Raw genomic sequence first — 19,548 nt, 5'->3', positions numbered from 1 at the left:
CAAAGGGGGCGTACTGTCCGTGGCTAATGGAAAAAAGGAGCAAATCATCCGGACGGCGCGCAGGCTGTTTTATGAGCAGGGGATTGCAGGCACGAGTATGGATCAAATTGCCGAGGCTGTACCTGTTTCAAAAATGACCATTTACAAATATTTCAGCAGCAAGGATGGCTTGATCGAGCACGTAGTTATGGCGATCAATGAAGAGACGCATGCGGATTTTGCACAAATGATGGAGCAATCCAATGATGCAATTGAACTCATGCACCATTTGCTTCGCTATCAGAAAATGAATGACTATTCTCCCGAATTTATCAATGATCTGGTTAATGTATACCCCGAATATACGCAGCAGATGATTGAATATAATGAGCAGAAGAACATGCCGCTGTTCGAGGAGATGGTGTTCCGTGGCCAACAGAATGGGCAAATTCGAAAGGATATCTCACCGCATTTGCTGGTGCTGTACTTGTCTTCCATGAAGGAATTCATGGCGAAGCCTGGTCGTCTGGAGCCATTTATGAATATGAATGTACTGGCCGATCAATTCATATCGTTGCTGATTCATGGCATTTCCAATACGCCGTCTATAACCGGGCCTCCAAAAGAATAGGATGGACTTTTTTGCACTTGAGTTGAATCAGGCTGCACAGGACACCGCTTTGAAGCGGTGTCCTTTTTGTATTTTTCGTGAACATCGCATAAAAAGGCAGCTATCAAGACGAAACTACATCATCACGGAATTTGTTAAACAGGAGGAAAGTATCCATGGAGAATGAAGCGGAATTAACACGCCGTTATTTGCTCAACAGTCATTCACGGGGCAGTCTGGAGGAAGTCGTAGGCGAGGATGAGCAATTGGAGCTGGCGGATGGCCGGGAACTGGCGATCCAGATCTCCGAGGATATCCCTCCAACCCTGTTTGAAGAAGAACAATCAGGAAAAGAGAAGATCGCACATTATCTCAGACAATACTATAGCTGATAATTGACACCCTGTTAGCTGCGATGATAATATAAAACCAATAATTCATATTAAAATTATCGGAATTGTATTCATTGTTGTAACGGGGAGGAATAGAGATGGAACGGCAAATCATCATACAGCATGGAACTGAGGAAATTGCAGCGAGTGTTCACTACCCGGTCGGGGTGAAAACAGAAGGGCGTTGCAAAAACCGGATGCCCTTGGTTATTATTTGCCATGGCTTCGTGGGCAGCCGGATTGGCGTTGATCGTTTGTTCGTGAAGACGTCACGGGAGCTGGCGCAGGCGGGATCCATGGTCGTGCGCTTCGACTATGTCGGCTGTGGGGAGAGCAGTGGGGATTATGGCCGCGAGAGTGTGGACTCCATGATCGCACAGACGAGGGAAGTACTGGATTATGCGCTGGGGCTGGGCGATATTGATCCGGAACGAGTGACGTTAATTGGTCATAGCCTGGGCGGGATGATCGCCTTGCTGACAGCGGCCCGTGACCGGCGTGTGAAAAATCTGGTGCTGTGGTCAGCCGTAGGTTATCCATTCAACGATATCGTCAAGATCACAAGCCGTAAGTTGTATGATGAAGCGATAACGAAAGGCAAGGTCGACTATTTGGGCTATGGTCTTACGCCGCAGTTCTTTGAATCGCTTGCTGGCTACCAGCCGTTCCAGGAGGCGAAGAAATTCGCCGGCGATGTGCTCGTCGTTCACGGTACCTCTGATGATGCGATACCAGTTGACTATGCTTTTTTATACCAAAAGGTATTCTGGATGCGGCCTGAAGGACGCTGCGATAAGGAGATTATTTTCCAGGCGGATCATACGTATTCGAGCGGTGGGCATCAGCAGCAGCTGATCCATAAGACGAGGGATTGGCTTGGCGGGCTTGAGCATGCCCATCGCGAGTGGCAAGACTGGATGATCTGACAGCAAAAAACGCTTCCAGCACCGAAAAAGATTGGACGAAGTTAGAGCCTGCGGATCGGAGCATACGTAGTGGGTGCTTGAGGCCCCGGGAGTCCCGGTTGAATTCAAGGTCCGATGCCTGGCATATTTCTTGATTCACTTCGTGATCAAAGCTGCGTTAGGGGGAACTAGTAAATACCGACATATAGGGATACAATGAAGATGTAACCATTCTGGTGCCCTGGAGGTATGTATGATGACTCAGCCTGCAATGTTTCTCGCGCACGGGTCCCCTACACTCGCGATTGAAGACAATAACTACACCCAATTTCTGAAGCAATTGATACAGCAATTGCCGCGCAGACCCAGGGCAGTCGTTGTGTTCTCAGCCCATTTCGATTCACCTGTTCAGGCTGTAAGCAATGATGATATTCATGAGACGATGCATGATTTCTATGGATTCCCGGAGGAAATGTACGGCATTCATTACCCGGCTCCCGGAGATCGGGAACTGAGCAAGCAGATCGGAGAACTGTTCGCCAACAATAATTTAACGTATGAGATGTCCTCGGGAAGAGGGCTCGACCATGGAGTCTGGGTGCTGCTTCGGATGTTGTTCCCTGAGGCAGATGTGCCTGTAGTGGAGCTGTCGGTGGATTCCAGACGTTCCCCTGCAGAGCAATATGCGATTGGCAAAATGCTGACCCGACTGCGTCAGGAGAATGTGCTTGTCCTTGGCAGCGGTGGTCTAGTGCATAACCTGCGGCTGCTGGAGTCCGGAGCATCCTCGCCCGCCGATTGGGCGGTGGAATTTGATGAGTGGATTGGCGAGCAGCTGCAAGAGTGGAATCTGCGAATATTGTTCGATTATGAGCGGCGGGCTCCGCATGTACGGAAGGCGGTTCCTGTTTACGCAAATGAGCATTTCGCCCCTTTGTTGTATGCGATGGGAGCTGCGGATGATGAGCGTAGAGCGGTGAAGCTGTTCCAGGATTACCAATATGGCAGTATAAGTCTAAACTGCTGGGTATTCGGTGGAACAATATCAAAAAAAATTGAATGATACATTATTGAGTTCATATATAGAATACTTAGGCGAGTTATATCGCAACAAGGACTGTCGAATGATCCATGGATCGATTCGGCAGTCTTTTTTTGTCTTTTCTAGGCGAGTCGGTTCAACGTATAATAGAGGGAACCAGAGCTAATAGAAGAAAATAATGGAGGAATTATGAAATCTTATCTATCCAGAATCAGTCTGTCCCTGCTGTTAGCGGCATGCTTGCTGCTTGTTCCCGCATGTGGGAAAGGAGGCAACCATGCATTGAATGAACCGGATCAGCCCATTCCAAGCGAAGATGTTCAGGAACCGCCGGTGGAAGAACCGGATGAACAACAGGCGCTATACAAGTCTCCTTTTACCGGATTGCCGCTTGATGAGCCGACTACACAAAGACCTTTAGCCATTATGATCAATAACGCTCCTGCTGCCAGACCACAATCAGGATTAGGCGGGGCGGATATTGTTTATGAGCTGCTAATGGAGGGTGGTATTACTCGGCTGGTGGCCATATATCAAAGCGGTGGCGAAGTAGCCAAGGTTGGTCCAATCCGCAGTATACGTCCTTATATGATCGAACTTGGCGAAAGTTACCATGGGATTACGGTTCATGCCGGAGCCAGCAACGATGCTTTTGCTATTTTACAGCGCCAGCACAAGGAAGATTTGGACGAGATTACGAATGCGGGACCTTATTTCTGGAGAGATAAATCGCGAAAAGCACCGCATAATTTATATTCCAATGTAGAGAAGCTGCTCGAAGGTGCTGATAAACGGAAATACTCGACCCAGGATACCGAGATTCCTACCTACCCTTTCCGCGATTCGAGTGATCCGGGAGAAGGGGATCCGGCAACGTCTGTGGAGGTTAAGTTTCAGCTTGAAAAATATAAGGTATCCTATGTATATGATGCGGAGAGCAAATTGTACAAGCGCTTTATTAATGGCGAGCCGCACAAGGACCTGGACACCGGGGAACAGCTGACCTGCACGAACGTGGTCATTCTGGGTACGGATCATAAGGTGCTTGATGATATCGGGCATCTCAGCATTAATCTGGAGATGGGCGGGGATGCGATCCTGCTGCAAAATGGCAAAGTCATTCGTGGCACCTGGATTCGCAAGGCGGATGACGTGATTCGCATCATTAAGGACAATGTCGAGGTTCCCTTTTACCCAGGTAAAACATACTTCAATATCGTCCCTAACAAACCTGATTTCGAGAGTCATATTAAGCTTGAATAATTGCTGGTCATGACAGGGCTTTATTGGCTCAATCTGGATGTTTCTTTGGATGAATCTGGAGCTTTAAGGATAGAGCTGGGAACACTGGGGCAAAAATAAGTTATATAGATGAAATGTTTTCGACAAAATGATCTATACCCTCTCAAGTTATGATAATATATTGTGGGTTAGTAATAGGAGTGTAAGGGGTATAACAAACGTAAAAGAGAAGAGAGGATTCCAGATGCGAGTTAAGAAGAAGGATATCTTTTTCCAAACCCTGGAGAACATGGCGGATACGATTGTACAATCGGCCGATTATTTCGCCCAGCAGGTTGCGGAATTTAAAGACGTAGACCAATTCGCGAAAAAAATGAAAGAGCTTGAATCGCAGTGTGACAACTACACACATACGATTATCGTTGAACTCAACAAGACGTTTATCACTCCGATCGAACGAGACGATATCATGAGTCTGACGACAACACTGGATGATGTGATGGACGGATTGGAAGCGACAACGTCCCGTTTCTTCATGTATCATTTGCATGAGCCGGACGAGCATATCACGAAGTTTGCCGAGATTCTGCGCAATTCTGCCTATGAGATTCAGAAGGCGATTCACTTGCTGTCGCAGAAGAAGCTGTTGGCAATTCGTGAATATACGATCCGTCTGAATGACCTGGAGAATCAGGGGGATGAATTACTCCGCATTTGCATTAATGAACTATTTGCGAAGGTAACGGATCCGATCACTCTGATCAAGAAGAAGGAAATCTACGAGCGACTCGAGACCACCACAGATGCATGCGAGCATGTTGCCAATATGCTTGAATCCATAATAATGCGCAATTCATAAGATTAAACTACTCATTCGAAATACGGGAGGTTGGAATTGCGCGGATCCTGTAAAGAGAAAAATTCCATCTGTGCAATAATAAAAAAACATGGATACGAGTCTAATAATTATTTTCGTTGTTATCATACTGGCGTTAGGCTTCGACTTTATTAACGGCTTCCATGATACAGCCAATGCGATTGCAACATCGGTCTCCACCCGGGCCTTGAAGCCGCGGACGGCGATTATGATGGCTGCCGGAATGAACTTCCTCGGAGCCCTGTTATTTACGGGCGTTGCAGAGACGATCGGAGGCAGTGTAGCGAACCCAGCCGCACTGGATAATGGACTGGAAGTATTGATCGCTACCCTGCTTGCGGCAATTATCTGGAACTTGATTACCTGGTGGTTTGGCATACCCTCATCTTCCTCACATGCTTTGATTGGTGCGTTGGCAGGTGCGGTGTATGTCGGCGCAGGTCCGGACAAGCTGAACTGGGGCGGTTTCACAAAAATTGTGGAAGCCCTGATCATTTCTCCGTTCCTTGCCTTCGGGATTGGCTACATTGTTATGTTGATTCTGAAATGGGTCTTTGCCAAGAAAAGCCCGCATACCGTCAATAAAGGCTTCCGTTCCGTTCAAGTCTTGACCGCGGCGATTCAGAGCTTCTCGCACGGGACGAACGATGCGCAGAAAGCGATGGGGATCATTACCTTCGCGCTTGTAACGGCTAAATTCCAGGATCATATGGAAGTTCCGCTATGGGTTAAGATTGCTGCTGCATCCGCGATGGCTCTGGGTACATCTCTTGGGGGCTGGAAGATTATTAAGACGATGGGGACGAAAATATTTAAAATTGAACCGATTAACGGTTTTGCAGCTGATATCTCGGCGGCTTCGGTTATTTTCGGGGCGACCCTGATTCATTTGCCTGTCAGCACTACGCATGCTATTACGTCATCCATTCTTGGCGTTGGCGCTGCGAAACGGTTCTCTGGAGTTAGCTGGGGGCTAGCCGGTCGAATTGTTATCGCTTGGGTGATTACGATTCCAATCGTAGCTGTACTTGCAGGTTTGATCTATGTTGTATTGTTCTAAAAGATAAAGCGAATAACAATGACGCCAATCTGCTGCAGGATTGGCTTTCTTTGTATTCTAGTGCATGTGCGGGAGGTTTTGAACAATGATTCGTGTGATGGGGATTACGCATGACCATCAGGTAAAAACGGATATTGCATTGGAAGACATTCATAATAGTCATCATTTTTTGTGGAGCTGGGTTGATTTCAGTGAACCCACAGAGGAGGAAGCAAAGCTCCTGGATTCCTTCTTCCAATTCCACCCATTAGCCATTGAGGATTGTATGCTGCATGTTATGCAGCGTCCCAAAATTGACTTCTACGAGGATAATGATTTTCTTGTTCTGCACGCGTTGGATCCGGACACGCTGGAGCTGATTGAGGTAAATCTGTTCATTGGCGAGAACTATTTGGTATCCTTTCATTACCGGGAGCTTCAGGAGATCGATATAGCCTGGGAGAGCATTCAGAAGCGGGCGTTGAACCGAAAAATGTGGGAGCGCGGCCCTTTTACCGCTGCTTATCTGGTCATCGACAATCTGGTCGATCAATATTTCCCTTGTGTCTATGCGGTGGAGGATGAACTGGACGAGCTTGAGAAGCTGGGCAGTCGTGAATCGATTGAGCAGCTGATGAACCAGGTCTTCGATCTTCGCAGCAGGCTGCTCAAGCTGCGTCGCACGATCATTCCGATGCGCGATCTTATGTACCATATCCTCAATTCGAAGCATATTCAGTCGCAGAAGGAAGCTGGCGCCTACTTCTCGGATATCTACGATCACTTACTGAAGCTGTCGGAAATGGTAGAATCCAACCGTGAGATGACGGCGGATCTTCGCGATTCCTATCTCTCATTGAATTCTAACCGGATGAATGGCATTATGAAGACGCTGACCGTGATCACCAGTGTATTTATGCCGCTGACGCTCATCGCTGGCATTTATGGCATGAACTTTGCGAACATGCCTGAGCTGCACTGGCGTTATGGATATTTTGGCGTACTGAGCTTGATGGGTATACTCAGCATTTGGATGATATTCAGCTTCATGCGGCGAGGCTGGTTCAAATAGCAGGCTGCCAGTCCTGTTTGGCAACATTATTTGGCTCGCTGCGTTATGATATATATAGTGCCAAGGAGGGGAAGAAATGAAGAAAAGGGCGCTGTTCTTATGGAGTTGTATTATTCCGTTGTTGTCTTTGCTTTGGGTTACCCAGGTTGATGATCAAATATTCAAGTTAGGTTTTCCATTAAAATTTGTTACTTATCATAACTTCACAGTTCCGGAGGGTCCTTTTCAAATCTTCAACAACTTCTTCTTAACCACTTCTATAGATTTGGGCATCTATATATTCAATGCACTCCTCACATACGGTATGCTCACCATTTTAATTAAACTGACGACCCAGATTAGATCACACTATTTTTAAACATCATTTATGGCTTCAACTTAAAACGGGCATTTCCCAATTTCGACGGGAAGTGACCGTTTTTTTGGCTGCGCTGGACGGGCATTTAATTATTTTTGCCTAATTAGATAGATGTCCACTATTCAAAAGCTTCTCTGGCATACGATGACATCATATACAACTGCATCATTAAGGAGGAGGACCAGTTGAAGATTCGAAAGGCGATCATACCGGCAGCAGGTTACGGAACGCGGCTTCTTCCAGCAACCAAGGCAATGCCCAAGGAAATGCTTCCGATTATTGATAAACCAACGATTCAATTCATTATCGAGGAAGCGGCGGCGGCCGGAATCGAAGAGATTCTGGTTGTCACTGGCAAAGGGAAAAAGGTCATTGAGGACCATTTTGATTCTGCACATGAGCTCGAATACTTCCTGGAACAGAAGGGAAAGTTCGAAGAGCTTCGCAAGGTGAGAGAGTTTACTGGTCTGGCAGACATTCATTATATCCGCCAGTCTGATCGTAAAGGGCTGGGTCACGCCATACATGTGGGCAGAAAGTTTATCGGAGGAGAGCCTTTTGCCGTGCTGCTTGGAGATACCTTCTTCGAGTCAGAGCCACCGGCTCTGGGGCAGTTAATCAAAGGCTTTGACAGATTCCAGACATCCATACTGGGGGTCCAGACGGTACCCGAAGAGAAAGTATCCAAATACGGGATTGTGGATGCCAAGCCACTGGTTGGTGCTTTCGCCTATGTCAATCAATTAGTCGAGAAGCCCCAGCCGGGTGCGGCTCCTTCGCGTCTGGCTATGGTAGGGCGCTATATTCTTACGCCATCCATCTTTGATATTCTGGAAGATCAGCCGCCAGGTGTAGGAGGTGAAATCCAGCTCACCGACGCGTTGAATCGGCTCCTGGCCAGGGAGGCCGTCTATACTTGCGAGATCAACGGCCGCTGGCATGATGTGGGAGACCCGCTTGGCTATCTTAAGGCCATTCTCGCAATTACAGGGCACCGTGGAAATCTAAAGAATGATCTTCAAGAAGAGGTAAACAGGCTGCTGCAAGTTGACAAGGATATCCCTAGTTCCGAGCAATAACTATCTACGTTTGATCTGTAGGAACGCAGGCTCTAAAGACCGTGAGCGTAAAAAGCACGGCAGTTGTGAGTTGCGTGGTTATCTAAAAAACAGGGAGAGGTGTTCATCGTAAATGGTTGAATTGGCTTTGGCATTTACAGATAAGGATGGAAGCTATGCAGAACATGCCGCTGTCGTTCTGACGTCGGTCTTCCACAATACAAGTTCACAAGTTAACGTTCATATTCTTCATGACGAGTCGTTGACCCGGGAGAACATGCTGCGAATCAAGCAACTGGTTACACATCATAATCATACAGTGAAATTCTACTCTGTTGTCCTGGATCGTGATTTGGCCGAAACCGTTGAGGGAGCCCAATCGGTTAATTCCTGGACTTGGGGCAGCATGTACCGATTGCTCCTGCCTTCTTTGCTGGATGTCAGCAAAGTAATCTATCTGGATTGCGATGTGCTGGTAAATCTCGATATTCAAGAATTGTGGGATGTCGATTTGAACGGATGCTATCTGGCTGCGGCCCGAGATTTAGGCGCCGCAGGGCTCGCTGACGTTCTTCTCCCCTTAGGATTTAATCCGGATACTTACTTCAATTCGGGCGTAATCGTATTTGAATTGGACAATATTCGCCAAAATTCGGAGTGGTATGTGAAGATGCAGGATTTCCTTCGGCAGCACCCCAGCACGAGCCTGCCGGACCAGGATGTACTCAATCACCTTTACGGTGACAACTATTTACAGCTGGATGGGAATTTCAATATTTTTATTATCAATATTCCGGATCTGGACTTTAATCATAGAATTGTACACTTTGCCGGAGGGGCGAAGTGGTGGGAACCCGTGTCACCGGGTTTCACCCTGTATCAGGAATATCTGAATCAGACCCCGTGGAGACTGCCGAAATCGTATTTTGCAGGGCTGCTTGATCCCATGGAGGATAATCAATTGCTGCCCCTGGAACATGTCGGGAGCCATCATGGAGGGCATCCGCCCCGGCGTCGTCACTCTATAGAAAGATCGCGGATGAAGCGGATGAAGAGATCATGGAGGCTTAAAAAGTCCAGAAGATTGACGAAGCTGAAGGTATTGCAGAAATCAGGAAGACGACTTGGCTTGGCTCGAAGACACAAGACTTTACGATCATATTCTTTACGTCGCATGCATCGGACAGCATCGGTGCAGCCAAGAAATCGATTGTCGCCTGAACGCGGAGGATGGAATTCGTCTCCTGCCAGAGCTGCACTTCCTAGAAGGAGACGTCGAGTCGTAGTACCTCGGCGAGGAAGGGTTGCCCGGACCCCTTGGAAGACGGTGCACTCTCGGGCCAACCACAGGTATTAGAGTGGGGCAAGGACCTCAATTCCGTGATGAAGCGGATGGGGATCCTTGTCTATATTACGATTAGGCAAAGAAAAATAGCTGCCGAGACCTCTCGACAGCTCTGCGCCCATAAATTTACTGCTCTGCGGGAGTTTGAACTTAACGACGGCGTTTGGCAGGTGCCTTGCCGCTGCGTGGACGGGAGGACGGGCGCTTGCTGCCTTTCCTTCCGCTCTTCCTTCCGCTTCCTTTGCGGCGCGGTTTGTATTCGTCTAAATTGTCGTCGCTATTGCCGCCCTTGCCCTTGGATCCTGGAAGCAGGCTGGTGAACATTTTAGCCATTGGCGCGAATTGCTGAACGGTTTGCATAATTTTTTGTACCTTGCCCATGGTGGCGACGATTCCGTCGATTCCACCCATGCGGTCGATCATGCCTTTCAGATCGCCCAGATTCGGGATGGAGAATCCGCCTCCAGCCTTGGCTGCCGAATTGGTAGCAGCGGGGAGCGGATCGGTCGGCTGTGAATAAGGAACAAGCGCAGAAGCCTCGACGATCTCGGATGGATCGGAATCATACGGCGTAATCCCTGGATAATTGTGCGAGTAGGGATACGAAGGGGGCGTCGCACTTCGCCGTGGAGGAGTGTAATGCGGCATCATATCACTTTCCTTTACATAGTATTGTGTCAGGAGGTGGGCAGCAGCCTCCGGCGCTTCTCCCATTCCTGGTTATGCATATAAACCGTTAGTGTGACTAGGATAATTCTTTAGTAAATAGGCATTTGCAATAATACAATGTATGTATCTACCCAGATTTTCGTCTGGACGAATGTCCCGGTTTTGTGGGCATTTGCGGAAAATGGGCGTTCTTTCTGTGATGCGTGAAATCGTTAATGCTTGAAAAAGATGACCTTACTCGGGTACAATGGTGGTGTGGTACAGTAACGGTAGGGGATGATGATTCAGTGCAACTTAAGAAGTTGAATGATAAGACGATCGATCAATTGTTTGAAGCGATACTTTCTTTAAAGAATGTTGAGGAGTGCTACGTCTTCTTTGATGATCTTTGTACAGTTAACGAAATACAATCGCTCTCCCAGCGTCTGGAAGTAGCGAGAATGCTTGGCAAGGGTTCTACATATAATCAGATCGAAGCTGAGACTGGAGCTAGTACGGCAACGATTTCACGCGTTAAGCGCTGTCTTAATTATGGCAACGACGGGTATAAAATGGCGCTTGAGCGCATCAACCTGTAATTGTGAAGACAGGGCCAGGGACATCACAGGATTGGACGGTCGGTCAGGAGGCATGTGATATAAAGAGTTCTCCGGGGAAGCCAGGGGTACTTGTTATTAGTCACGGGTCCCCTGACTCGGACTGGGTAGCCTTCGTCGACGAAGCGGTTGCAGGTGCGGCGAGTGAACTGCAGGCCAATATTCCAATCGTATCCTCCTTCCTGGAGATTGTGGAAGGACGGCTGATTCAAGATGGAATCGATCAGCTGGAAGCTTGGGGAGTGACAGATATTATTGTCATCCCGTTATTTGTCTCGTCGGGCAGTACTCATATCGATGAGATTTCATATGCACTTGGCATGAAGAGCACGCCGGAGAAGGAAACGGATTTAGAGCCTTTTTCTTTATCTGCCCGCGTGTTTTTTGGCGATCCCATCGACGACGATCCGATCGTGGCCGAGATCGTCTGGGATAAGGTGAAGGAGCTATCGAGCTGGCCGGAGCGGGAGGTGCTGCTTCTCGTTGGCCATGGCAGCCGGCATGAGGGTTTCCGGCAGCGCTGGGAGCGGGGGATCGCAGGACTATCCGCGCGTGTTGGCCGCCTTGGCGGGCTGGCTCATGCGGATTATGCGCTTCTTAGTCCGGATAGCTTGCGCAGCAAAGTAAGCTATTGGCAGGAGGAGCGGGGCTATGAGGTGATCGTTGCTCCGCTTTTTTTGAGTAAGGGCTACTTCACCGGTACAGTGATTCCAACTCGTCTTGAGGGACTACCTTATCATTACCTGGGGGAGGCTTTGTTGCCGCATTCCAGGTTGTCCCGCTGGATATCTTATCAGATATTGAATATAATGGGATCATTGAAATTATGATAAACAGGTGGCGTTCAAGTAATGAAAAAAGCTAGGCTTATCTATAATCCTACTTCCGGAAGGGAAGAAATGCGGAGATTGCTCCCATCTATTCTGGATCGGTTGGACCAGGCCGGTATAGAGACGTCTTGTCATGCGACGACGGGAGACGGCGATGCTACACGTGAGGCCGCTGAATCCGTGCAGCGTGGCTATGACATTCTTATTGCTGCCGGCGGCGATGGGACGCTGAACGAGGTCGTGAACGGGATGGCAGGGTATGATGATTTGCCGCCATTAGGTATTTTTCCGCTTGGAACGACCAATGACTTCGCGCGGGCCATGAAAATTCCGAAGCGCTGGGAAGATTTCTGTGATCTGGTGATTGAGAACAAGACGAGACCGATTGATATCGGCAAGGTGAACGGACGACATTTTATTAATATTGCTGGTGGCGGCTCGCTAACGGAATTAACCTATGAGGTTCCAAGCCGTCTGAAGACGATGATCGGTCAATTGGCTTATTACATGAAGGGTATCGAGAAGATGATCAATCTCTCGCCAACGGAGCTGGTTATCCGTGCCGAAGGGATCGGCGAGGTAGAGGGCGAGTTCATGATGTTCCTGATCGCGAACAGCAACTCGGTTGGCGGCTTCGAGCGGCTGGCGCCGGACGCCAGAATCGATGACGGCTTGCTTGATGTCATTGCCGTGAAGAAATGCAATCTGGCGGAGTTTATCCGCCTGGTCAGCATGGCATTGCGCGGCGATCATTTCAATGATCCGCGAATTATGTACTTCAAGACCGAACGGATGGAGGTTACCTCCCCAGGACATGTCTTGCTCAACCTGGACGGTGAGCTTGGCGGCGAGCTTCCAGGCGTTTTCGAGATTTTGCCGCGGCATTTGCATATTTTTTCGCATGAGTAGAAGAAGATTTAAGCGTGGTTCGTTTGCGGATATGACCGTTAGGCAGGCGTTTGAAGCCTTAACGATGGAAGCTAATCGTTTGGGACTTTAACGAAGCTAACCAATCGTTTGAAGCTCTAACGAAACTACAGATCGCTATTTCCGCATTAATAGCGGCAATTTTAATCTAACGAAACTCTGGATCGTTATTAGGGAGAAATAGGGGCTTTAAGCTCCTGATTTGAGCGAATAGCGCTACCTAGTTTCGTTAAAATTTGCAGAAGCTTTTTGGGTTCCAAATAACGATACCCAGTTTCGTTAGAAACTGGAATCAGCGTTCCCCTGCCTTATTGGCGGGGGTTTTGCATGAAGTGAGAGAGTGTACGTCGTAACATGAAATAGACTTAGACTTAAGTGGAAAGAAGTGAAGCGGTAGCCATGAGGAAACAGCGGGATCGGGCAAGAGGCAGGAAGGCAGCGGATACAGGTAATAAGGAAGCGCTAGCCGGATTACCGGTTGCCAAGAATGACGAGGTAATGATCGACATCATCGGGATGAACCATGACGGTGAGGGTGTAGGCCGTGCCGAAGGCTACACGCTGTTCGTCGCAGGGGCGCTCCCGGGTGAACAAGCGCGGGTCAAGGTGCTGAAGACGAAGAAGCAGTATGGTTACGCCAAGCTGCTAGAGCTGCTTCAGACCAGTCCGCAGCGTGTAGCAGCGCCTTGCCCGATCTATCATCAATGCGGCGGCTGCCAGCTTCAACATTTGAGCTATTCGGGCCAATTGGAGTGGAAGCGTCAGCATGTCGTAGATGCCCTGGAGCGGATCGGGAAACTGACGGTAGCGAAGGAAGAGGAGAGCTCTGCAGTGCCAGATGAGCGAAAGAATGCTTGGAACTCTGAAGGAACGGGCCTGGCGAAGCAAGTTGACCCTATTAAGGTGCTTCCGACCCTGGGAATGTCTGAACCATGGCGTTATCGCAACAAAGCTCAAGTACCTGTTGGTGTGACGGATGGGGCCTTGGTCGGCGGTTTTTATGCCCGTGGCAGCCATCGCATCATCGACATGGAGACCTGTCTCATCCAGCATGAGAGTAATGACGCTGTAGTTGCTAGAGTGAAGGAGATCGCTCGTCGTCTTGGCATCACTGCCTACGATGAGGAATCCGGACAAGGTTTGCTTCGCCATGTTGTCGTGAAGGTAGGCTTCCGTACGGGCGAAATGATGCTCGTTCTAGTGACGAATGGGGACAAGATTCCCCATGTCAAGGAGTGGATCGAAGCGATCCGCAATGAAATTCCAGCGGTCGCGAGCATTTGTCAGAACGTGAATAAGAGACAGACGAATGTCATCTTTGGCGATGTCACCCGCGTCCTGTGGGGGCGTGAGACGATCTATGATTATATCGGAGATGTGAAGTTCGCCATCTCGGCGCGTTCTTTTTATCAAGTGAACCCTGTGCAGACCGAGTTGTTGTACGGGAGAACTGTAGAATATGCCGGACTCACCGGCCAAGAGACGGTAATCGACGCTTATTGCGGAATCGGCACCATTTCCTTGTTCCTGGCGCAGCATGCCGCTAAAGTATATGGAGTCGAAATTGTACCGGAAGCGATTGAAGATGCGCGTCGCAATGCGGAGCTGAACGGCATGAATAACGTAACCTTTGAGGTCGGCGCCTCCGAGGATGTCATCCCGGCCTGGAAGGAGCAAGGCGTCGAAGCCGACATCATCGTCGTCGACCCGCCGCGCAAAGGCTGTAATCCTCGTCTGTTAGAGACGATACTCGAAATGAAGCCGAAGCGAGTGGTCTATGTATCGTGCAATCCGTCCACGTTGGCACGGGATTTGCGTGTACTGGAAGACGGCGGCTACCGCACCGTTGAGGTGCAGCCAGTGGATATGTTCCCGCATACGACACATATTGAGAACGTAGTTTTAATTGTGCGCAAATGATACAGATTAATAAACCCTTATGTATCAAAGGTTGTGAGGTATTACAGATAGCGTATTCTGATTGTAACAGATGTAAAATTTCTAGATTGATGTGAAATTGATGTGAAAATTCGAATACACCCACAATAAATGATTATAATTCAACATAAAAGAAGACACTCAGTACGATTAACCGAGTGTCTTTTTGCTTTGCTTATTTTCGCGTTTAGAAAACAGTGAATCAAGCTTATCTGCCGCTGCTTGGTCAGCTGAACGGAGAGCATGACCGTATATGTTCATGGTTGTTGTAATGTTTCCGTGTCCTAGTCGTTCAGAAATGATCTTTGCATGAACCCCTTGGTTAATCAACAGTGTTGCCGATGTATGACGTAGATCATGAAAACGAATGTATCGAAACCCGTTCTTCATAATGAACTGTCTAAACCACAGATACGGGCGTTCGTGATGAAATGGCGTTCCATCAGCATGTGAGAATACAAAGTTCCATTCACGTCCTTCCCGATCCCTTCCGTTCCAAGCATCACCCAGCTTGTCCCTTTCTTTAACTCTATAGGCATAGTATTCCCGTAATTCTTCAAGTACTGAGGCCGGCAACGATACCTTGCGCCTAGAGTTCTTGGTTTTCGGTTCTTTGACAATTATTTCACCTTTAAGTGCATGAACCAGGGTTTGATTAACGTCTATTACCCCAGCTTTCCAGTCGATGTGCTTCCATTCTAAACCTAATAATTCGCCCCGCCTCATTCCTGTTGTCAGAGCCAGAGTGATCATCATACGCCAGTGAAAGGGTTCTTTTTCAAGGGCTTGGAGCAAGTGGGATACTTCTTCTTCATCATAGGGCACAATTTCCTTGCTTGTTACTTTTGGCTTTTGAACAGAAGCAACAGGATTAGTCTTGATGATCTTCCACTCAACAGCACGAGTAAAGATATTCTTTAGAACTCTGTGGTTCATTTGAACAGTACCAGAAGATAAGCTGCCGGCCTTATTATCACCACGGCTTCCGTCCCTGGCTAAAGACTCGAGAAAGTCCACAACATGAAGTGGCTTTATATCTTCAAGCCTCATGTGCCCAAAAGTAGGTATGATCCGCTTTTTTAAGTGCGATTCATAGGTATATTGCGTTTTATGTTCAAGGTGCTTGGAAGCGTACTTTGTACGCCATTCCTCAATGAAGGCGCTGAATGTCATCTTCTGGGGTGCGATGTACTCACCGGCTTCAACTTCTTGACGGAACTTTGAGTATTCATCGTCTAAGTAGTTTTGCAGCTTCTTTGTCGTCTTCAGTAATGCTTCATCGGTAATCGTGATGGTTTTTGTTTTGCGTCCATACTTTCCGTTCGGTCCTCTACCTGTATACACGGTAAAGAACCAGGAATTTTCACCGCGCTTTTGAATATTAGCCATTTCATTCACTCCTTTGCATTTTAATATGTATTTCCTAGGATTAAGGGGGAAAAGGGGACTTAAACGGAGATCCCTTGCTATATGAGGCTTTTCAGACATTACTTTATCCTAAATTAACTTCTGAATAAGCCCGGGATTAATTATTTGCTATCCTTTGGGGGCATATTGCGGAAACATTAATTCAAGCATTTCTTCGATTCGCTTTCGGTCATCCTTAGTTAAACTATGCCCAAATAAGGTAATGCTTTTATTTAAGATGTTTAACAACTCTAATTCATCAGCCCTTTTACCAGCTTCCTCTGCCTCTTCCTCGCTCTTAAAGACTACTCCTTGTGAACGTAAATAGTTGGTGGCTTCTTCTCCTCTTAAGACTTCACCGCTTGTTAAGTATAGTACTTGAAACTCTATTCCCTCTTTCTCTTCCGCAGACAATTCCGAAATACCCGACTCATTATTTAAATATCCTGCATAAAACATTAACTCACCATAAGAGACACCTAATGGATCGGCGAGTTTTTTTAATATTTCTGGGGAAGGAATCCCTCTCCGACCGTTTTCGATGTTCGATAAATACCCAATGGTAAGCTCCGTTGCTTCAGATAATTGTTTTAAAGTCATGTCTTTTCCTTTTCTTAAACTTCTTAAATAATTTCCGAATTTTTTGGCCTCAAATAATTTCTTCTGTTCCTCAGAATCCATACAATTCTCATCCCTCTCATTATAACTAATCAAAGTATATAAAATATTCAAAATGAATACAACACAATGAAAGGGGTTGCCAAATAGAATAACACATGGTAAATTATTCTCATAGAATAAATTATTCATAATGAATATATGTGAGGTGAATGATGAGAGCTGAATAAATGGGTTGTTTTCGCACTGCACAATGACCACGACGTAAAACATTGGATGGTGCAGAAAATGAGAATTTATAAGTTAATCAAGGAGGCTGGATAAAATGATAAAAATTACATTAAACGTAATTGAAGCAGCAGAATTAGTTGGTGTTTCTACGGCAACGATTTATAAAATGGCGCGAGAAGAACAGATTCCACACATAAAAATTCGTAGTCGAATTCTTTTCCACCGAGAAGTTATTGAGAATTGGTTACGAAGCCAATCTTCTGAAATTAAAGAGTTGTCCATCCAAGGGGGAGGGGGAAGGGGATGACTAACCGAGGTGTTCAGACTACTGGAAATGTAATTAAAGAGATCACTTATGGCAATGTGCATATCTCAATTTGTGACGATTGCTTTGAGAAGACTCCTGAAGGCATCGAAAGGATTTTATCTGAGTACCACGCTGCCGGTTGGATAATTGCGAATCAGATAATTGCGCAAGGTGGTGAAGTTTAGGCGACTCTTAAGAGTTGCCATAGCGGACAAGCATTACAAACCTGGCGCGTTTATGGTTCGATAGCCCACTTCAACATACTATTATAGTCAAAAATATAATCCGAAAGGAACGTTGTCCTGATGTTAAACCCCTTTGATGTGAAACAACTAGAGACAAGATTAGTTGACTGGATTGGCAAGCTTAATCACGAATCCATTGAAACTGAACTAATTCATGGAGCGCTTAGTTTAAAGATGAATGATTATCAAAATGCAATTTTAAAATCATTCAGATCAGCATTTTACAAGCGTATCCCTGAAACAGAAAGAGAGCGATTATTGCAGGAAGCCGCCGAGTTAGGGGTTGATCAATTTGTGCAGTCTGAATTTGAACGTACTAATCGCCTGAAATCTTATGGCCCACTAAATGCATTGGCTGTTCTAAGAGTTTTCTACCGAAAAATAGTCGAATTGCAGCGTGAATTCAGTCAGCAGAAAGAAGTTATCAGAAAGTTGTTTGCTGAATTGAAAGAAATTGATATGAAGGCAAGGGAGCTGACCAAGCAGGGGCGTTCAGATGACTTATTTAACATTCAAACCAATATACTAGCTCTCCAAAATAAAACGAAAGAGTTGATTGACTTAGCTCTTGAAGACGATCAGGATTACATGTTTAACATTCACAGTTTGTTTTTGAATGGTGAGACTATAAAACGAGATGATTTGCTGCAAGTGATTACGCTAAAAAAGAAAGGGAAGTATTGGGACGGTGTACACTTCGAGAAGTTTAGTGAACAGTATGCAAGCATCCCTGAAGAGATTGATTTAGAAACCTTTGAAAATTTGATTTTTATAGAAAAGATTGAGCATCCCGATGACTGTTATCTATGCGATATTTTCATGGACCATATGTTCAAGATGATGGATCAATATGAGGAAGAAACCGGCACTAAAGCGATTAACCCGTTTGAACTACTTGAACAGATTACAGGCAAGCCATTACAGACTTATACGGCAGATTTTGATGAATATGGAGATGTAGTATCTCTTACTCCGAATAAGCCTACCTTGAAGCTTATAAGCACGAATAAAGCGGTACAGGAAGATCATTGAAGAACAAAAAAAGGAGGTTTTGGCGATGGGAACAAAAAAAGTGTCTCTGCAAGAAGCGCGGAAGAAGAAAGGTTTGTCATATGAGGAGGTGGCCGAGAAGACGGGGCACTCTGTTAGACGGATTGCATGGTTTGAAGAAAATCCCGGGGAATTGGTTGCGGATGAGGCAATTGAACTTTGCAATATTTATGGGGTATCGCTGGATGATGTCACATTTAGTCAAGAAAACTTAAAGGTCTATCCACTAGCACGGAACTTAACTTTTACTACTTCCATAATGAATCAAGTATCTGAAATATTGCTGCTTCATTCAAGCGATCCCGAGTATGCAGAGCATGACATATTCAAAGATTTGAGCCGACTTTTAAATGATGTACAGCATGAAAATGCGGTATTGCTCAATGTGTTTAACGAGTTAGCGAGAAATAAAAATCACCTTAACCTGTCTTTGGCCGGACGTTAAGGCAATTTAACACAATGGGTATTCCCTTGGCGACATTATTACATAACTTCAAGAAATTAGTCAAGGGATGATCTCGTCAAGGAGAGGTGTGTAATGTCTGAGGGCATTCCTTTTGTTGAACTTGTACATTTTCTCAGAAGATACCCGAAGCAGCCGTTAGAATGCTTCGCTGGTTGCTATAGACACATCAGGTTTGATTGGGTGGCATTTGTGCAGGGAGACACGGATTCAAACGCATTGATAAATGCTTTAGACGGAATTCATTTGGAAGAACGGCGCAACTTTGTAGCTCAGATTATTTATCGCATGGTTGAAGGGGATGATTCTTTGAAGCGACTATTGCAAATGGCATTCGGTCAGAAATAA

22 protein-coding genes are annotated in these 19,548 nt (G+C 46.6%); 19 read left to right on the top strand and 3 right to left on the bottom strand.

Features of this window, described 5'->3' with window-relative positions; translation table 11 throughout:
• Positions 1-19 precede the first annotated feature (19 nt).
• The 10 genes from BN1360_RS01910 (at position 20) to BN1360_RS01865 (ending at position 9,931) form a co-directional block, all read left to right on the top strand.
• On the top strand, positions 20-610 hold the full coding sequence (locus BN1360_RS01910; protein ID WP_068778223.1) for a TetR/AcrR family transcriptional regulator: 591 nt from the start codon (positions 20-22) through the stop codon (positions 608-610).
• A 155-nt stretch (positions 611-765) separates the two neighbouring features.
• The gene (locus tag BN1360_RS01905) at positions 766-981 is read left to right on the top strand and encodes a hypothetical protein (RefSeq protein WP_068778222.1); all 216 of its coding nucleotides are present in this window, start codon (positions 766-768) and stop codon (positions 979-981) included.
• Positions 982-1,079: 98 nt separating this feature from the next.
• The gene (locus BN1360_RS01900; RefSeq protein WP_068778221.1) at positions 1,080-1,907 is read left to right on the top strand and encodes an alpha/beta hydrolase family protein; all 828 of its coding nucleotides are present in this window, start codon (positions 1,080-1,082) and stop codon (positions 1,905-1,907) included.
• 235 nt (positions 1,908-2,142) lie between these two features.
• Positions 2,143-2,949, top strand: coding sequence for a DODA-type extradiol aromatic ring-opening family dioxygenase (locus BN1360_RS01895; RefSeq protein ID WP_068778220.1), 807 nt, complete (start codon positions 2,143-2,145; stop codon positions 2,947-2,949).
• 168 nt (positions 2,950-3,117) lie between these two features.
• The gene (locus BN1360_RS01890) at positions 3,118-4,191 is read left to right on the top strand and encodes a DUF3048 domain-containing protein (RefSeq protein WP_068778219.1); all 1,074 of its coding nucleotides are present in this window, start codon (positions 3,118-3,120) and stop codon (positions 4,189-4,191) included.
• 223 nt (positions 4,192-4,414) lie between these two features.
• Entirely contained in the window at positions 4,415-5,029 is a 615-nt protein-coding gene (locus tag BN1360_RS01885; RefSeq protein WP_068778218.1) for a DUF47 domain-containing protein, read from the top strand.
• A gap of 88 nt (positions 5,030-5,117) precedes the next feature.
• Positions 5,118-6,107, top strand: a complete 990-nt coding sequence (locus tag BN1360_RS01880; RefSeq protein WP_068778217.1) for an inorganic phosphate transporter — start codon at positions 5,118-5,120, stop codon at positions 6,105-6,107.
• Between the two features lie 85 nt (positions 6,108-6,192).
• The gene (corA, locus tag BN1360_RS01875) at positions 6,193-7,158 is read left to right on the top strand and encodes a magnesium/cobalt transporter CorA (protein WP_068778216.1); all 966 of its coding nucleotides are present in this window, start codon (positions 6,193-6,195) and stop codon (positions 7,156-7,158) included.
• 543 nt (positions 7,159-7,701) lie between these two features.
• The gene (gene galU, locus BN1360_RS01870; protein WP_068778214.1) at positions 7,702-8,595 is read left to right on the top strand and encodes a UTP--glucose-1-phosphate uridylyltransferase GalU; all 894 of its coding nucleotides are present in this window, start codon (positions 7,702-7,704) and stop codon (positions 8,593-8,595) included.
• Positions 8,596-8,707: 112 nt separating this feature from the next.
• Positions 8,708-9,931, top strand: a complete 1,224-nt coding sequence (locus tag BN1360_RS01865; protein WP_068778213.1) for a glycosyltransferase family 8 protein — start codon at positions 8,708-8,710, stop codon at positions 9,929-9,931.
• A 138-nt stretch (positions 9,932-10,069) separates the two neighbouring features.
• Here the strand turns inward: BN1360_RS01865 and BN1360_RS01860 are convergent, their stop codons facing one another.
• Positions 10,070-10,633 (bottom strand): hypothetical protein, encoded by a 564-nt coding sequence (locus BN1360_RS01860; protein ID WP_324254217.1) that lies wholly within the window; start codon positions 10,631-10,633, stop codon positions 10,070-10,072.
• Between the two features lie 242 nt (positions 10,634-10,875).
• Between BN1360_RS01860 and BN1360_RS01855 the strand changes: the two genes are divergently transcribed.
• From BN1360_RS01855 to rlmD, 4 genes are all read left to right on the top strand, one after another.
• Entirely contained in the window at positions 10,876-11,166 is a 291-nt protein-coding gene (locus BN1360_RS01855; RefSeq protein ID WP_068778211.1) for a YerC/YecD family TrpR-related protein, read from the top strand.
• 59 nt (positions 11,167-11,225) lie between these two features.
• The gene (locus tag BN1360_RS01850; RefSeq protein WP_068778324.1) at positions 11,226-12,014 is read left to right on the top strand and encodes a sirohydrochlorin chelatase; all 789 of its coding nucleotides are present in this window, start codon (positions 11,226-11,228) and stop codon (positions 12,012-12,014) included.
• Between the two features lie 21 nt (positions 12,015-12,035).
• Positions 12,036-12,923 carry a diacylglycerol kinase gene (locus BN1360_RS01845; protein ID WP_068778210.1) on the top strand — a complete coding sequence of 296 codons (888 nt, stop codon included), beginning with the start codon at positions 12,036-12,038 and terminating at the stop codon, positions 12,921-12,923.
• Between the two features lie 417 nt (positions 12,924-13,340).
• Positions 13,341-14,861 (top strand): 23S rRNA (uracil(1939)-C(5))-methyltransferase RlmD, encoded by a 1,521-nt coding sequence (gene rlmD / locus BN1360_RS01840; protein ID WP_068778209.1) that lies wholly within the window; start codon positions 13,341-13,343, stop codon positions 14,859-14,861.
• Between the two features lie 168 nt (positions 14,862-15,029).
• On the opposite strand, the gene BN1360_RS01835 is transcribed toward rlmD, so the two are convergent.
• Complete coding sequence (locus tag BN1360_RS01835) at positions 15,030-16,268, bottom strand: site-specific integrase (RefSeq protein ID WP_068778208.1); 1,239 nt, start codon at positions 16,266-16,268, stop codon at positions 15,030-15,032.
• Between the two features lie 147 nt (positions 16,269-16,415).
• The gene (locus BN1360_RS01830; RefSeq protein WP_068778207.1) at positions 16,416-16,967 is read right to left on the bottom strand and encodes a helix-turn-helix domain-containing protein; all 552 of its coding nucleotides are present in this window, start codon (positions 16,965-16,967) and stop codon (positions 16,416-16,418) included.
• 262 nt (positions 16,968-17,229) lie between these two features.
• Between BN1360_RS01830 and BN1360_RS01825 the strand changes: the two genes are divergently transcribed.
• The 5 genes from BN1360_RS01825 (at position 17,230) to BN1360_RS01805 (ending at position 19,548) form a co-directional block, all read left to right on the top strand.
• Positions 17,230-17,442, top strand: a complete 213-nt coding sequence (locus tag BN1360_RS01825; protein ID WP_068778206.1) for a helix-turn-helix domain-containing protein — start codon at positions 17,230-17,232, stop codon at positions 17,440-17,442.
• Positions 17,439-17,627, top strand: coding sequence for a hypothetical protein (locus BN1360_RS01820; RefSeq protein ID WP_068778205.1), 189 nt, complete (start codon positions 17,439-17,441; stop codon positions 17,625-17,627). Before BN1360_RS01825 ends, BN1360_RS01820 begins: the two co-directional genes overlap by 4 nt.
• 138 nt (positions 17,628-17,765) lie before the next feature.
• Positions 17,766-18,719, top strand: coding sequence for a hypothetical protein (locus BN1360_RS01815; RefSeq protein ID WP_195714217.1), 954 nt, complete (start codon positions 17,766-17,768; stop codon positions 18,717-18,719).
• 25 nt (positions 18,720-18,744) lie between these two features.
• A complete protein-coding gene (locus tag BN1360_RS01810) occupies positions 18,745-19,182 on the top strand; it encodes a helix-turn-helix domain-containing protein (protein ID WP_068778203.1) in 438 nt (145 codons plus the stop codon).
• Between the two features lie 93 nt (positions 19,183-19,275).
• Positions 19,276-19,548, top strand: coding sequence for a hypothetical protein (locus BN1360_RS01805; RefSeq protein ID WP_068778202.1), 273 nt, complete (start codon positions 19,276-19,278; stop codon positions 19,546-19,548).

It is taken from the genome of Paenibacillus sp. GM2, from assembly GCF_900069005.2.
Lineage (GTDB): Bacteria > Bacillota > Bacilli > Paenibacillales > Paenibacillaceae > Fontibacillus.
This window is presented reverse-complemented; position numbering and strand designations above follow the sequence as displayed.